Origin of the sequence: Anabaena sp. CS-542/02 (genome assembly GCF_028331085.1) — a bacterium.
In the GTDB taxonomy this organism is placed as follows: Bacteria; Cyanobacteriota; Cyanobacteriia; order Cyanobacteriales; family Nostocaceae; genus Anabaenopsis; species Anabaenopsis arnoldii.
Map to the genome: position 1 here is coordinate 41,352 of NZ_JAQMTM010000104.1, position 15,522 is coordinate 56,873.

Annotated in this window: 12 protein-coding genes, 1 tRNA gene and 3 pseudogenes; 6 read left to right on the plus strand and 10 right to left on the minus strand. The window is 42.8% G+C overall.

Annotated features, from left to right (window positions below; translation table 11 throughout):
* Positions 1-21: 21 nt before the first annotated feature.
* The 9 genes from PN447_RS11875 to PN447_RS11915 form a co-directional block, all read right to left on the minus strand.
* A complete protein-coding gene (locus tag PN447_RS11875; RefSeq protein ID WP_271732400.1) occupies positions 22-942 on the minus strand; it encodes an NAD(+) kinase in 921 nt (306 codons plus the stop codon).
* Between the two features lie 6 nt (positions 943-948).
* Entirely contained in the window at positions 949-1,254 is a 306-nt protein-coding gene (nuoK, locus tag PN447_RS11880; protein WP_271763252.1) for an NADH-quinone oxidoreductase subunit NuoK, read from the minus strand.
* 81 nt (positions 1,255-1,335) lie between these two features.
* Positions 1,336-1,950 carry an NADH-quinone oxidoreductase subunit J gene (locus PN447_RS11885; RefSeq protein WP_271763242.1) on the minus strand — a complete coding sequence of 205 codons (615 nt, stop codon included), beginning with the start codon at positions 1,948-1,950 and terminating at the stop codon, positions 1,336-1,338.
* A gap of 198 nt (positions 1,951-2,148) precedes the next feature.
* Complete coding sequence (ndhI, locus tag PN447_RS11890; protein WP_271763243.1) at positions 2,149-2,706, minus strand: NAD(P)H-quinone oxidoreductase subunit I; 558 nt, start codon at positions 2,704-2,706, stop codon at positions 2,149-2,151.
* Between the two features lie 82 nt (positions 2,707-2,788).
* Positions 2,789-3,907 (minus strand): NADH-quinone oxidoreductase subunit NuoH, encoded by a 1,119-nt coding sequence (nuoH, locus tag PN447_RS11895; protein WP_271763244.1) that lies wholly within the window; start codon positions 3,905-3,907, stop codon positions 2,789-2,791.
* Positions 3,908-4,486: 579 nt separating this feature from the next.
* Complete coding sequence (locus PN447_RS11900) at positions 4,487-5,623, minus strand: citrate synthase (protein ID WP_271763245.1); 1,137 nt, start codon at positions 5,621-5,623, stop codon at positions 4,487-4,489.
* Positions 5,624-5,735: 112 nt separating this feature from the next.
* Positions 5,736-6,230 (minus strand): phosphohistidine phosphatase SixA, encoded by a 495-nt coding sequence (gene sixA / locus PN447_RS11905; protein WP_271763246.1) that lies wholly within the window; start codon positions 6,228-6,230, stop codon positions 5,736-5,738.
* Between the two features lie 153 nt (positions 6,231-6,383).
* Positions 6,384-7,673 carry a DHH family phosphoesterase gene (locus PN447_RS11910; RefSeq protein ID WP_271763248.1) on the minus strand — a complete coding sequence of 430 codons (1,290 nt, stop codon included), beginning with the start codon at positions 7,671-7,673 and terminating at the stop codon, positions 6,384-6,386.
* A 917-nt stretch (positions 7,674-8,590) separates the two neighbouring features.
* The gene (locus PN447_RS11915; RefSeq protein WP_271763249.1) at positions 8,591-9,088 is read right to left on the minus strand and encodes an HNH endonuclease; all 498 of its coding nucleotides are present in this window, start codon (positions 9,086-9,088) and stop codon (positions 8,591-8,593) included.
* Between the two features lie 354 nt (positions 9,089-9,442).
* Here PN447_RS11915 and alr point away from each other — a divergent pair, with 354 nt between their 5' ends.
* From alr to PN447_RS11945, 6 genes and pseudogenes are all read left to right on the plus strand, one after another.
* Entirely contained in the window at positions 9,443-10,630 is a 1,188-nt protein-coding gene (gene alr / locus PN447_RS11920) for an alanine racemase (RefSeq protein WP_271763250.1), read from the plus strand.
* 79 nt (positions 10,631-10,709) lie between these two features.
* Positions 10,710-10,791 (plus strand) — tRNA-Leu (locus tag PN447_RS11925).
* A gap of 536 nt (positions 10,792-11,327) precedes the next feature.
* The gene (locus PN447_RS11930) at positions 11,328-12,386 is read left to right on the plus strand and encodes a response regulator (RefSeq protein WP_271763251.1); all 1,059 of its coding nucleotides are present in this window, start codon (positions 11,328-11,330) and stop codon (positions 12,384-12,386) included.
* Between the two features lie 60 nt (positions 12,387-12,446).
* The gene (locus PN447_RS11935; RefSeq protein WP_271732410.1) at positions 12,447-12,824 is read left to right on the plus strand and encodes a response regulator; all 378 of its coding nucleotides are present in this window, start codon (positions 12,447-12,449) and stop codon (positions 12,822-12,824) included.
* A 7-nt stretch (positions 12,825-12,831) separates the two neighbouring features.
* Positions 12,832-13,334, plus strand: a pseudogene (locus PN447_RS11940) (chemotaxis protein CheW).
* 786 nt (positions 13,335-14,120) lie between these two features.
* Positions 14,121-15,116, plus strand: a pseudogene (locus PN447_RS11945) (methyl-accepting chemotaxis protein); the annotation flags it as partial.
* A 133-nt stretch (positions 15,117-15,249) separates the two neighbouring features.
* Here the strand turns inward: PN447_RS11945 and PN447_RS11950 are convergent.
* Positions 15,250-15,522: pseudogene (locus tag PN447_RS11950) on the minus strand (hypothetical protein); the annotation flags it as partial.

Here is a 15,522-nt window from a genome sequence, read left to right on the forward strand (position 1 = left end):
GCTCGGTAGACACTTGAACAATCAATTGCGGTGATTATTACTGTAGCGAACCCTTGTACCCGCCCAAAGCAGCTTCTCTCGGAGTGTCTGATAGTATGAATTGTTCTCTCGCAAAATAATGAACTTCGCCCGACAATCTGCCATACGCACATCAACCCGATGTCCTGGCCAAATAGAGGTAGATAACACCCCATCCATCCACAGTTTTGTACTCAAATCATAATCTCCCAAAGGCCAGATGCTGACAACCGAACCAGGAGGTAAAACTAGGGGGCGGCTAGAAAGACTCATAGGACAGATGGGAGTTATGGTGAGAGCCTCCATACCGTCATGAATAATCGGTCCATTAGCAGAAACAGTATAACCGGTAGAACCTGTGGGAGTGGAAATAATCAAACCATCTCCCACATATTGGTCTACCACCTCACTATCAATTTCCATTTCCAGAATTGAGGTAATCATGCGGTCAGCGGAAGCAGGTTTGACACAAAATTCGTTTAAAGCGAGGTAGTGTTCAGTCACTGGTTCCAAATTCGTGCGATGACCCTCATACACTGCAGCTTGTAACATCATCCGCCGTTGGATAGCATAGCGATCCTCAAACAGTCTGTCCCAAACTTTCTCTGTATCTTCAAACTCGTCTACGGACTCAGTTAAGAAGCCCAGATGTCCGCCAACATTAACGCCCAAAATAGGTATACCGGCCGGGGCTAAATGTCTAGCGCCAGTTAAAACAGTGCCGTCACCGCCCAGTACTAAAGCTAAATCAATGGGTTGAGTTGCAGAAGCCAAAAATACCGGGTAAGGGTTATCTTTTGGCCCACTAGGCCCCATCAACACGTGACAATGGCGATTTTCCAGTTGTTGAGCACAGAGTTCTGCCCAGCGTTGACTCTGGGAATCTCGGGCTTTATAAGCAATGATTACCTGCTTGATTTGCACACAAAATTACCACTTGAGGAGATTAAACTGCTCCATATCAACGGTATCACGATTGCGATAAATGGCCAGCACAATGGCTAAACCCACCGCCGCTTCAGCAGCAGCCACGGTAATCACAAATACAGTGAATACCTGACCTTTAATTAAAGTTGAATCCAGAAAGTTAGAAAATGCCATTAAATTGAGATTAACAGCATTTAGCAGTAACTCAATTGACATTAACACCCGTACCGCGTTACGACTGGTAATTAGTCCGTAAATGCCGATACAGAACAAAGCTGCTGCTAGTAATAAAAAGTACTTGAGTTGCATAGATTTTACTGTCCATTCTCGTAGCTTGCGTAGCGTAGCCATAAAAAATCTGGCCTTTACCGGCGAATAATATCGCCGATTTTACTCTTTTGTTTCACTACCTGCTGATATCAGGTCTCTGGGGCGTTCTGGCAAAGTCAAAATTGTTTGTGGTAACTCTGAAGCTGTGGTTTTTTCAGGCAAATACTCGCGACGTGCCAAAATGATCGCTCCTAACATAGCTATCAGCAACAATACTGAAGCTAGTTCAAAAGGTAGTAGAAAGTCAGTAAAGAAATGCTCACCAATCACAACTATAGAACTTTCGGCAGCTACAGGAGCAGGTGTTGAGTATGCCCAGTGAGTCCCCAATACCATTGCACTCAACAGACCAAATAATCCTAAACTGACTATGGCTGTTACTACTTTGCGCAGACCAGCACTGGGAAATGGTGCAAAATCCTGGCGCTTGTTCACCAACATAATGGCAAACAAAATTAACACGTTGACCGCCCCAACATAAACCAGTACCTGTGCTGCTGCTACAAAGTCAGCATTGAGCAAGAGGTACATCCCCGCCATGCTGATAAACACCCCCCCCAGCATAAAGGCAGAATAAACAACGTTAGAGAACAGCACTACAGCTAAGGCTGCTCCAATCATCATTGCACCCAGTATGCCTAACGAAACAAACTGTACTCCTTCAGCTAAATTCACTTTTTCCGGTCCTTTTTAATTTCCAATAAATGGTAACTGGTAAGTGGTAAGTGGTAATCGGTAATAGCGATTACCCACTAGTACGGCACGGCGGAAACAGAAACATTTTTCCAGACAGTTCAAAAGACTAGAATGTGACTTTTGACTTCCGCCCAGCAGCGCTAGCCACTTGTTTTTTCTGTGTGCTCTACCGGGTCTTCACCGAGGAGAACCAGCACGAGGAGCATCAGCAGGTAGGTCGTGAGGTTCCATGACACCTTTGGGTAAGTAAGCCAGTTCGCGCAGTGGCGTCACCATTGGGTCGTTTGTGACTTTATAAGGCAGACGACCTAATGCTACGTTGTCATAGTTTAATTCATGGCGATCATAAGTGGATAGCTCATACTCTTCTGTCATCGATAGACAGTTAGTTGGGCAATATTCCACACAGTTACCACAGAAGATACAAACTCCAAAGTCAATGCTGTAGTGTTTGAGCTTTTTCTTTTTGTTGGCTTTCTCAAATTCCCAATCTACTACGGGTAGGTTGATGGGACAAACCCTCACACAGACTTCGCAGGCGATACATTTATCAAACTCAAAGTGAATCCGTCCGCGAAATCGTTCACCAGGAATTAGTTTCTCGTACGGGTACTGTACTGTAACTGGTCGCCGTTGCATATGGTCGAAAGTTACAGCTAAACCTTGACCAATGTAACGTCCAGCTTGTACTGCTTCTTTGGCGTAATCACCAACTTGTTTGAGGAACTTTAGCATTTTTAGTGTTTTTCTCCCTATGAGTCAATTCACCGATTCAGGCTTTATGTTTTATCTTTAGGTAAAAGCTCTTAGCCTGACTTTATCCCCCAAAGGCGAAGGGAAAGGCAAGTTTTAGTGCTGCAGTTACTAGAAGATTAACTAAAGCCAGTGGTAACAAAAACTTCCATCCTAAATCTAGCAATTGGTCAATCCTCACCCGCGGTACTGTCCAACGCAATAAGATGGCGATAAAGACTAACAGATAGGCTTTGATTAGGGTCATGATGATACCCAAAGAAGCAGTGACCACCTGCAATACTGGATTGAGTTCACTCACTCCCAGCCAGTTGGCTATCACACTCACCGGAATGGGAAAGTCCCAACCGCCTAGGTATAAAACTGACACTAGTAGAGCAGAAAGCACTAGGTTGACATAGGAGCTAAGGTAAAACAGAGCGAATTTCATGCCAGAGTATTCGGTCTGATAACCAGCTACGATTTCTTCTTCTGCTTCTGGTAGGTCAAAGGGTAAGCGTTCGCATTCAGCCAGGGCTGCTATCCAAAAAATTAGTAACCCCACGGGTTGACGCCAAATGTTCCAGCCGAGAATACCATAGCCAGATTGCTGATTAACAATATCAATGGTGCTAAGACTGTTAGACATCATGACTACGGCTAGCACGCTCAAGGATAGCGGAATTTCGTAGCTAATAGATTGGGCGGCCGCCCGCAAACCACCGAGTAAGGAATACTTATTATTGGATGCGTAACCAGCCATTAATAACCCAATGGGGGCAATGCTAGAAAAGGCAATCCACAAGAATATTCCCATGCCTACATTGGTAATCAGAATATTCTGTCCAAAGGGGACAATTAAGTAGGACAGAAATACTGGTAGGACAACTAGGATGGGTCCGATGGTAAATAGCCACGGGTCAGCTTTGGCTGGCACAATATCTTCTTTAAATACCAGCTTGACACCATCGGCTACTGGCGCCAGTAAGCCAAAAGGCCCAATAAATTCTGGACCGATGCGCTGCTGTACTGATGCCGAAATTTTCCGTTCTAGCCAAACACAGACTAGTACGCCCACTGTTGCGCCAATGAGCATTAGTATCATGGGTAACGGCATCCAAATGGCTTTAGCTGTCCCTGCTGGGATCCCTAAATCCATCAAGGATTTAATAAACGTTCCTTGGAGGTCAATTCCTGAATTCATTTTTGGTGCTCTTTTAAGTCAACTACAGTATGAAGTGTGAAGTTATGAAGTATAAATTTCGGACTATGGCTACGCCACCCAAGCCATCATCCTTGATTACACACCTACTTCATTCAACATCACTGGGCTTTGCCAAGGTCAGGGGCGGGCAAGATGCCCGCACTACAAAAGGCTTACACAGATCATCGCCGTTGGAGACTTGCCCACCAAGTGTGTGGCTTCTATTGGGCTGCTATGGGCTAGTCAACTCTTAGTTGAAGCTATCCCAAGCCTCATCCCCATAGCTTAGGTAAGGTAGTTGACCCTTTTATGCTTTGATGAGGTCGCGGGAATGAATTCCCATGCCTAGTATATCGTCGGATGGTTTTCAGCCCTCGAAGCTATACGAGAACTTCTACTTATGGTCAGGATTGGGATTTCTTTTGGGGAGATGGGGTAGTGCAGGAACAATTCTGTTTCTACACCTCCCTTATCCCTTTACTCTGCCCTCGTAAAGCTCAGACATTACCTCCCCTGACTTGATCTCAACGGTGACCCAGTTAATTGGGGCATTAGTATGACTAACGATCACACCGCCCGTTAACGTTGCTCTATGGGGATATAATTAACCTCATGCTCACCGTTATAAACTTGGGTAGGTCGGAATATCCGGTTTTCTGCCAGTTGTTCTTTCCAGTGGGCTAGCCAACCTGCAACGCGGGCGATCGCAAATATTGGTGTAAATAAGTCTGTAGGAATCCCCATTTTCCTATACACCAAACCAGAATAAAAGTCAACATTAGGATACACTCCTTTACCCCCGAGTTTTTCCGCTACTACCTGCTCCATTTCTTGGGCAATGTCATAGTACTTATCATGCCCAAACTTAGCAAACAACTGCTCTGCCAGGTTTTGTAGGACTGTAGCTCGTGGATCTTTGACTTTATAGACACGATGCCCAAAGCCCATAATCTTGGCTTTACGTTGCAGCAGGTCGTCTACATAGGGACGCACATTTTCTACCGTACCAATATCTTCCAACATCTGAATCACTTCTTCATTGGCTCCACCGTGTAGGGGACCGCCTAGGGTTCCTACAGCACTAGCCACCACTGCGTAAGGGTCAGTTAGGGTTGAAGCTGTTACCCTAGCACTGAAGGTAGAGGCATTCATTGTATGCTCCACATGCAGGATCAAGCAGATGTCAAAAATTTTTGCCGCCAAAGGATCCGGTTCCTTCTCATTGAGCATGTAGAGAAAGTTGGCAGCGTAGTCTAAGTCATCGCGAGGTTTTACAGGGTCATTGCCTTTTCGCATCAACCCAAATGCCGCTACCATTGTGGGAATGGTTGCTAACAAACGCACCACAGAATCCCGAATATAGGCGGGATTATGTAAATCCCGACGTGAATAAAACAAGCCTAGAGCCGCTGCTGAGGCTTGGAGAGCATCCATGGGGTGACCGCTTTCGGGAAAGCATTTCATCATGTCACGAATGCGGTACTTGATCCGCCTGTGGGAGCGAATATCATCCTCAAACGTCTTCAATTCGTCTTTACTTGGTAGTTGACCCCAAATCAAAAGATAAGCAGTTTCTAGAAATGAACTTTTTTCTGCTAGTTCCTCGATTCGGATGCCACGATATTCTAGAATTCCCTTTTGCCCATCAACATGACTGATACTTGATTGGGCAGCCGGAATGCCTTCTAAACCAGGCTTGTATTCGCACACCATCATGGCAACACCATTTGCTTTTTGAAATATCTGATCAAGCCAACTTACCAGAAATTATTTTCACCATAACAGCAGTCAATGTCACAACATTTTGGGGAAAAATGTTGAAAGGCTGTTACAGCAGGTACTTGGGCGATGCTAGCCAAAACATTTGACTACGACCCACAGGTGAACCTATTTCTGGTAGCTTTATCCCGATCATACCTGCTTTTTTCAAGACTAAACTGTGTTTGACTTCCCCGCAAAGCATAATTTCTGCCCAATTGCTTAAACAAGGCTCATGGCCTACTAAGGCAATTTGGCTATTTTGGGCATAATTTTTCGGTTCTAACCACTCATTTAGCCAACCTCCTATATTACCATTAGGGGCGAGATAAATAGATTCCTCTAGTTGGGTACTTAGTCCAGCGGTTATGAGAATTTCTGCGGTCTGGTAGGCTCGTACTAAGGGACTACTGAGAATCACGTCAAACTGCAAACCCATCTGTTTAATTCTTTGGGCTACTTTCTCGGTTTTTTGTCTTCCTGCTTTAGTCAGCCTTCGCTCTTCATCTTGAATGTCTGGTTGCTTTTCTTGAGCGATACCATGACGAACTAAGTATAATTCCATGTTGTTTTAGTTACTGCTATCACAATAGCCAGAATAAATCCATCCCTAGGGCTTTGGCATTACTCCTGTTACTCAGAGCAGTCCCAGCCAATCCCTATATCTCCAGGTTTTTTATTCAGAAATATTACTTAGACGTAGTGTATTAATTTAATTTCACACTGATTTAATGGGGTCGTCTTGAGGATTAACTAACTTGAGGAGTTTTTGCTTGATTTGAGAATCATATACTTCCCATTTCATTTTGGCATAGGTGGAATTTTCGTTACTACCAGATAGAAAACCCATGGGAATTTCAAAACCGCCTGCTCCTGTACGTCCGCCTCCAAAAAATCGTCCTGTGCTATCTTGTCCAAAGGCCTCTTTGATAAACTCATCAGGGTCAAGGGTGAGTTTAGCAGTTCTGAGGGAACCAATAACTACTTCTACCTCGTTTTCGTCGTGAACAATACCGTAAACTACTGCGGTATGAACGTTTTCTTCAGTCACCAGAAAATCAGCTGCTTGGGGAATAGCATCCCGGTCTTCGTAGCGAAGATAACCAACTCCAGCAATGGAAAAGTTATTCTGAACAATGCGGTTTTTCAGCGATCGCTCAATCACATCCATTACCCGCTTAGAACGATTTGCCTGTAAAATAGCATTCAGCAATTGAGCATCATAAAACCGACTCAGATATGCTGCTGCCATGAAATCTTCTTCTTGGGCTTGCATCAGCCGATTAGTATCTGACCGTAAACCATGCATCAATGCTGTAGCACATTTAACGTGTTGGCTGATGCTGCTATCTAAAGACAGTAAACCGGATTGCAGATACTGAGTAAAAATTGTCGATGTCGCTCGCACATTAGGACGAATATCAACAAACTCTGACTTGTGTTCCGCCTGTAAGGTGTGATGGTCAATGACTGCTATTACGGGAATTTCCGCCTGTTGTACGGCGGTCATCAGTTGACTTGTAGTTCCCTGATTATCAATCAAAATACAACCCTGATAAGATGACAAGTCTTTGCTTTTGAGGACTTGTGATGTCCACCTTTGGGCGGGTAATCCAGTTAGTTTAACTAAGGCAATATTTTCTTGATGACTCAGCGTACCAGCATAAATGATTTCACATTTTATATCATATTGCTGAACAATTAACTGGTAAGTCCAAGCACAAGAGAGAGCATCAGGGTCGGGGAAATCCTGTAGAATTACTAGATGACGCTCATGTCGGTGTGCAAAGAGGATCTTTTGCAACTCTTCAGATTTCTGAAAAGCCGAGGAATTTCCCCTTTGACCTAAATATCTATCTTGTTTTCCTTCGTCATGGGATGATGGCAAGGATGGCTTGGTATGTGAAACTTCAAATGGTTCTTTACCTCTATGAACAGCATCCTCTAGGCTAGGTTCTGTGGTCAATAAAAAACTTTCTGATTGTTGCGCGGCAGAATTTAATTGCATAGGGGACATTTTGATAAGTGCGAGCCTCCATTGAATTGTTTAAAATAATACAATTAACACCCAACTGATTTCGAGACACATTCTAATATTCGCAAAAATATAGCTTGGTTGACATACTTATCTGGATGTATTTTCTGTGAATCAAATTAGTCAATAATCTGCCAAAATCACCCAAGTTCCCTCTGGTTATTTTTGCCAATTTTGAATAAGAGTTTCAACTAAAGTTTTTATGTATTTTCAACTTTTACAGGCTTTAAGCATATTTTTATACTGTCTGGGGAAATTTCCACCTGACTCAGTTATTTTACAATATTCTGAAGTATTATAGACACCCTATGTTTATTTGATTAGACACTCCGCCCAGTGAAGTGAAGGGAATTCTTGCTTTATCTGTCGTCCTTAGAGACTAAATACTAGCACCAGGCCTCCGTCTGTGGATACCTCCACAAGCTGACAACGACTGTGCTAAGGGGTCTTAGGGGAGATTTAACGAAACTCGTGCTGAGACTCCCATATTTGTACAAAATTTCTGATTTTTGCTACCAGGGTTCTGGCTGTTGGATCTGTCCACTTGACTTAGTACGGCCGGGTATGGGTATACCACGCAAGCTATGACAAATATGATTCATTATTAACCGGCATATTCGTAAACCTGCTCCTAGGGTTTTTACATGTGCGCTTTACCGCTATGAAAATAGTTTAGCATTTTCATACCCAATAAATTTGGGAATGCGCCTATCTCCCCCGATTAGAAACCGGTCGCTCAATAGAACATTATATTTGCCATCATGTTTTATTAGATGTCGCCAAACATCCTCTCAGATGGGGACAGAAGGCCTCCGTCTGATGCCGCAGGAGAATTTTACACCCGCAACAGGTGATAATTCCTTTAGGTGTTACGAGTCATTGCCGGAGCGTCAAAGACCAATCACATATTTTTGCCACTCATTATGCAGTCCGCTGTTGAGGTGTTTAGTGACCTCAAAATAAAGGCTACTATAGGGCTGGCGTGGGGGATGACGCAAAGGCATATGGGCCTCGTAGGGTGTACGATTACCTTTTTTGACGTTGCAACGGACACAAGCCGTAACAATATTTTCCCATGTATCACATCCGCCGCGCGATCGCGGTATGACATGATCTAGTGTCAAATCATCGCCGACATAGCCGCAGTATTGACAAGAGTGGCTGTCACGGTGCAAAATATTTCGACGAGTGAGAGGAATTTCCTTGTAGGGCACGCGCACATAATGACGCAGCCTAATTACAGTGGGCAACGGAAAATCTGTATACAGAAATTTACCGTTATGCTCAACGCGTTCTGCCTTGCCTTTAATTAACAGAATCACAGCGCGACGCCAGCTCGTGATATTGAGCGGTTCGTAAGAGGCGTTTAGGACTAAAACCTTCCCCATTGGTTAACGCTCGAGGTATTAGTTTCATGTATATTAACACAAATATACTCTTATTGGGAGATGAGAATAATTTATACGTTCATAACTGCTGGCTGTAAATGAGGTAGAGTCAATTCATGAAATACCCACGGCAATCAAAGAGATATTGGCGGGTTGACTTGACATGCAATATTCGTTATAATGAAAACGATGAGGAAGAATTATTCTTAAATAAATTGCTGTTGATAACCTGATAATAACTCCCGGAACAAGGGTGAAGTTTACTGATTCATATTGATATAGCCTTAAGGGTGGCAAACCAGAATAATCAGATAACTTGGCCAGTGTGCAGTGCTGTGATAGGAGTTAAGTGCAATGTTAAGTCGCAGAGAAACCCCTAGTTTTGCGGATAGTCAGGAGCGTGATACATATGCTTGGTTCTCGCAAAGGGCTTGGGTGGAAATTGATTTAGGGGCGTTATCCCACAATGTGGGGCAGTTAGTAAACTTTATATTGCCACGTACCCAGTTGATGGCGGTAGTCAAGGCTGATGCTTATGGACATGGAGCGGTCACAGTGGCTCAAACAGCACTGCAATCAGGAGCCGGTTGGTTGGGAGTCGCTACAGTTCCAGAAGGTATTCAACTCAGGGAAGGTGGGATAAAAGCCCCGATTTTGATTTTGGGTGCAGCCCACACACCAGAGCAAATTCGGGCCATCGCCCACTGGAAACTACAGCCAACTCTGTGCAGTCCCAAACACGCTCTGATTTTTTCCAATATTTTAGAAACCATTAATGATACTTCTCCTTTACCCGTACACATTAAGTTAGATACGGGAATGTCTCGGTTGGGAACTGACTGGAAAGAAGCCGTTGAGTTTGTGCAGTTAGTACAGAATTTACCTCATCTTGAAATTGCCAGCATTTATTCGCACTTGGCAACGGCAGATCATCCTGACACCACCTTCATGGAAGAACAGCATAGACGATTTGAGCAGGCGATCGCCCAAATCAAAAACATGGGAATCAATCCACATTGCTTGCATTTAGCTAACTCAGCCGCCACCCTAACCAATCCTGCGCTACATTACGACATTGTCCGCGCCGGTTTAGCCATCTACGGACTTTATCCAGCTCCTCATTTAAAAAATACGATTAACCTCCAGCCTGTTCTGCAACTGAAGGCGCGAGTTACTCAGGTCAAAACAATTAGCGCCGGTACTGGGGTTAGTTATGGTCAACACTTTATCGCTCCCCACGAACTCCGGTTGGCCGTGGTTGGTATTGGTTATGCTGATGGAGTCCCCCGTAATCTTTCCCAAAAAATCCAGGTTTTAATTCGCGGCCAGCGCGTGCCACAAATCGGGGTGATTACAATGGATCAGTTGATGCTTGATGTCAGCACCATTCCAGATTTACAAGCCGGGGAAATAGTCACCCTACTCGGCGAACAAGGAAACGAAACCATTTCAGCTAACGAGTGGGCGGAAAAATTAAACACTATTTCTTGGGAAATTCTTTGCGGCTTTAAGCATCGCTTGCCTCGTGTGGCGGTCATGTAGGAAAATTGGGCATGAGGAAAATATTTTTTTTATTTCCTCTGTCCATAAGAGATTTTTTGTGCTACAATCAGAATCTGATGCGGATGTGGCGGAATTGGCAGACGCGCTAGATTTAGGTTCTAGTTCCGAGAGGAGTGAAGGTTCAAGTCCTTTCATCCGCATTTTCAATGCAGTAATTAAACCCCAGCCATCAATGTCTGAGGCTAAATTTATTAGGTTAATTTCTGGCATTGCCAACATAGTTCTAATTGCTCCTTGCTCCTAAGGGAAACACCATCTATTCTTTTTTGTTTCTCCTAGGTAGCTTTTGCAGCAGCTAACCTGAGTAACTGATAATTTCACTCAGTAGCGCCTATTTTTCATGGGTTGGAAACAGGGGATAGTTTCCACCCTAGAGTCGTGTGTGATGAAAATGTGCCCTGTTGGACAGTAATTATGCCACTGAAAAATATGATTTTACCTTGTTTATACTGAAATATCATAGCAGCTTTGATCATGTTATTATGCTGCTATTATATTTAGCTCTTGAACACCAAAATTAACAATATGGATACCAGCGCAGCTTGAGAAAAATGTGCCAATATGACAACTGATGAGCCAGTGGACATTGCATCCAATGGCATTCATCTTACATATTACTACCAAGGGCATCATACATATAGTTCGATTCAGACAAAGGTGAGGAAATAAAAGTAACATGAACATGACTTCTGTAACTAGCCACCGGGTACCCCAAAAACTACATCCCTTATCTCTGTTAGCACAACTCACAGGCCGCCATACTACTGGTAACTTACGCGTATATACTCAAATGGCTTCTTGGTTAATTAATATAGAGGAGGGTAAACTTACTTACGCATCTTATTCAGACAGACTATTTGAGCGTCTGGATCATCACCTATACCGCTTAAGTCAGAGAGTTCCCACTCTAGATAGTGCCACCCGTGTACAAATCCGGCTGATGTTTGAACCCAAAAATGAAAGTCAGTCTATGCCATATGCAGATTATCAAGCAATTTGCTGGTTGGTACGTCAGGAATTTATCACCCCCAGCCAAGCAGAAACTCTGATATCTCAATTATCCCAAGAAGCCCTAGCAACATTTCTCTCCTTAAAAGCAGGAAATTATCAATTTTCCATTGAGGAGGGCTGGGAAAAATTACCAAAATTCTGCCATTTAGATTTGCGGTTACTAGTTGAATACTCTCACAAGCAGTTAGGAAATCAGCTAAATATCGACTCATCAGTTAAGGCTAGTCAAGGTCAACCGGTTTTACCTCTTAAAAAAACGCCCTCGGAATTTCTCAATAGCCCACAATTCTCTCGGGCAAACAATACTGAAACTGCTGACAACAAGAATCATGACAATTCTCAGACATTTGGCAGAAAAAAGGTATATACAGTTGTTTGTATTGATGATAGTCAAACAATATTGGATTCTATAAAACTTTTTCTGGAAGGTGATACATTTTCAGTGGTGGCAATCAATGATCCATTAAAGGCATTAATGAAAATTATACGTAGTAAACCAGACATAATTTTACTAGATGTAGAGATGCCGAATTTACAAGGTTTTGAATTGTGTTCCCTATTAAGGAGGCATTCAGATCTGAAGAACATCCCCATTGTTATGGTAACAAGTAGGAAAGGATTTATTGACAAAGCCAAGGCAAAAATGGTCAGATCATCTGGGTATTTAACTAAGCCTTTTACACAGCAAGATTTACTGAAAATGTTGTTTAAGCATCTGGAATAGTATATATACGTACATCTGATCATACTGATCATATCAATTTCATCTTGAGAAAATTTTAGTATGACTATTATTCTAGTGGGCAAAATACTGCTTGTAGACGATTCACCCAGCGAATTAGAACTAATGAGCCATTATCTCAAAGATAGTGGTTACAATGTAATTCATGCCACTAGTGCCAAAGAAGCGTTAGACAAAGCTGCTTCAGAACAGCTAGACGCAATTGTTACTGATGTAGTCATGCCTGGAATGAGTGGATTTGAGTTATGCCGTTCCTTGAAAAAAAATCCATCCACTCGAAAACTCCCAATAGTTATTTGCAGTTCCAAAAATCTAGAAATTGACCGATTATGGGCAATGAAACAAGGGGCTGATGCCTATGTGACTAAGCCATATACACGCGAACAGTTACTGCGTGCTATTAAATCAGTGACGATGTAATCAAATAATGAATAATTTTAACGGTATTTTTTCTGGCAAAGACAAAGAGAGCAACAAGGGTGATTTGTATCTTAAGTTTAAATTAAATCAACAAACCACTGCTCTTGTGAGCATGAATCACACTCAAGAAGCAGTTATATTACCTGTAGAATCTGTCACTGCAATGCCTAATATGCCGACTTGTGTATTAGGCTTGATGAATTGTGGCGCAGTCACATAATTTGGGTAATCGACTTGCCGATAATGCTCAATTTAGAATCTATAAATATCAGGCTTCGGCAATACAATCTCATCCTAATTAATGTAAAATCTGTAGTTTTAGGTTTAGTTGTACGAGAGATAACAGGTATAAGTAACTTGATCTCTGATGACATTCAGCCTCCCTCTGGAAAAGTAGCCGCTAGTTTACAGCCTTATGTGCGAGGCATTGTTCACCAACCAGAAATGTGGCTCGTGTTGGATGCATCGAGTATTGTGGATTCCCCAATTCTTTACAGTGATCATGTGTAAATACAGAAAAACATTCGATATTTATTTATCACCCCCATTATAGCGAATAAAACTATCTTTAACAAAACCGCTATGAGTCAAATTAGTAATCCTCAAAATCCAGCATCTTCGATTTCACCCACAGAAATTACCGATGGTCATGTAAAAGACTCAAACAGGCATCATGCAAAAGTTAATCATCTTCTACAGGGAAATTTACAACGAGGCAGTTTCTTGATGAAAAAGACGATTTTAGCCATCGCTATCACCACTATACAAACAATAGGGGTAGGTGCTATCGCTTATTTTGCTCTTCAATCGGTGCATAAAATTGATCAGGTAAACACAAGGTCAACACACAAAGTCAACAGCTTAAATTTGGGTATATATGAAGATATTCAAATGCTGTCAGTATTCACAAATACCATAGAAAATAATGACAGAATTGCCATAGTCAATGGTCAAGGTGACTTGATTCGCCAATCCCAAGACGAACAGCCGGAGCATGGTATTTCAAGACAATTGCAAGAAATCATAAGCAGTCCCATACTAATAACAGGATTGATAGTATTAATAGCAGTGATAATGATAGTTTGGTTAGCCAGCTATACCACACGGCAAATTTTAAATGCATCTGGGGAATTATCAAAACTTGGTAAACTTGAAATCGAACCTCCTAGAGACAGATCCAGTCAAGATGATTTACGACTCATCCATGCAAATATTCATCAACTAGCCCTGCAATTAGAGGTTTTAACTAAAGAAAAGACCATTCAAAAAACCAGCAAGACTGAAGAAAAAGGTGGTAACGAAACACTGCGAATACAACTTTTAGAACTAATCAATCAAGTAGAAAGTGCCGCTGGCGGTGACCTGACAGTACGTGCCGAGGTGACAACCGGAGCAATTGGCACTATCGCCGACTTTTTTAACTCTATTATCGAAAACCTCCGGGACATTGTTACTCAGGTGAAAGAAGCTGCCACCCAAGTAAATGTGTCCATTGGTACTAACGACGCAGCAATTCGCCAACTCGCAGCAGCAGCACTCACCCAATCCGCCGAAATCAGCTGCGCCCTGGATGCTGTTGACCAAATGACTGTTTCTATGAAAAGCGTAGCGGAAAACGCTCAACAAGCTGCTGTTGTTGCCCACAATGCTGCTAAAAATGCCATCAAGAGTGGAGAAGCAATGGATTTAACAGTGCAAAATATCCTGAGTTTAAAGGAAACAGTTGGCGATACTACTAAGAAAGTTCAACGGTTAGGGGATTCTTCGCAACAAATTTCCCGCGTGCTGTCGTTAATTAACCAAATTGCCACCCAAACCAATTTACTCGCCATCAATGCACGTATTGAAGCAGCCCGAGCGGGTGAGGAAGGACAAGGTTTTGCTGTAGTAGCCGAAGAAATAGGAGAATTAGCCATCCGTAGCGCCAGCGCCACCCAAGAAATTGAGCAAATTATCGATAATATCCAGCGGGAAACTTCCGCAGTGGTGCAGTCAATGGAAATAGGAACTTCCCAAGTAGTGGAAAGTACAAAAATGGTGGCGGAAGCCAAGGAAAACCTGGGTGAGATTTTGGATGTATCGGGGCAAATAGATGCTTTGGTACAGTCAATTTGTAATGCCACTACATCTCAGTTACAAACCTCCCAAGAGGTCAGCCAGTTAATGCAACAAGTGGCGTCTATTTCCCAACGTACCCGTGATTCTTCTGGTGTGGTTTCCCAATCTTTGCAAAAAACTGTGGAGATTTCCCAGCAATTGCAAGACGCAGTGGCAACTTTCAAGGTGCTGTGAATTTTGTGTCGGGGAATTCCATCAATTTTTGAAAGGAATCCTGTTACCTATCGTTTTACAATACTATTAACTGGCAAAACAATCATGCCTATTCAACTTGTGGTTATACCACTCATAGGGATGTTGCAGCCGCTCAAGTAGTTCTTATTAGGGAGCTTGCAGCCCTAGGGCATACGGTGAAGATGCTTGCTGTTAGCGCGGGTAAATTCATGGGAATCCCCAGGCTTCTAGCCGTGGGGAATGTCAGAGTACCACAGTTAAACTGCATTTGGTTTTGCAGGATATTTTGTAATTCTGAACGTTGGATTTCAACTGTATGAGTGGTCTGACCCGGCGTTTCTAAAAAGACTATACTATCTACGGGTTCTAGTGCCAGCAGTTGGAACAAAATATGGGTAACAGGAAC

Excerpts from the sequence above, each read along its gene's own strand:
- nuoK (WP_271763252.1), bottom strand. The coding sequence starts at position 1,254 with ATGCAACTCAAGTACTTTTTATTACTAGCAGCAGCTTTGTTCTGTATC.
- PN447_RS11930 (WP_271763251.1), top strand. The coding sequence starts at position 11,328 with ATGAACATGACTTCTGTAACTAGCCACCGGGTACCCCAAAAACTACAT.
- PN447_RS11915 (WP_271763249.1), bottom strand. The coding sequence starts at position 9,088 with ATGGGGAAGGTTTTAGTCCTAAACGCCTCTTACGAACCGCTCAATATC.
- PN447_RS11935 (WP_271732410.1), top strand. The coding sequence starts at position 12,447 with ATGACTATTATTCTAGTGGGCAAAATACTGCTTGTAGACGATTCACCC.
- PN447_RS11900 (WP_271763245.1), bottom strand. The coding sequence starts at position 5,623 with ATGATGGTGTGCGAATACAAGCCTGGTTTAGAAGGCATTCCGGCTGCC.
- alr (WP_271763250.1), top strand. The coding sequence starts at position 9,443 with ATGTTAAGTCGCAGAGAAACCCCTAGTTTTGCGGATAGTCAGGAGCGT.
- sixA (WP_271763246.1), bottom strand. The coding sequence starts at position 6,230 with ATGGAATTATACTTAGTTCGTCATGGTATCGCTCAAGAAAAGCAACCA.
- PN447_RS11910 (WP_271763248.1), bottom strand. The coding sequence starts at position 7,673 with ATGCAATTAAATTCTGCCGCGCAACAATCAGAAAGTTTTTTATTGACC.
- ndhI (WP_271763243.1), bottom strand. The coding sequence starts at position 2,706 with ATGCTAAAGTTCCTCAAACAAGTTGGTGATTACGCCAAAGAAGCAGTA.
- nuoH (WP_271763244.1), bottom strand. The coding sequence starts at position 3,907 with ATGAATTCAGGAATTGACCTCCAAGGAACGTTTATTAAATCCTTGATG.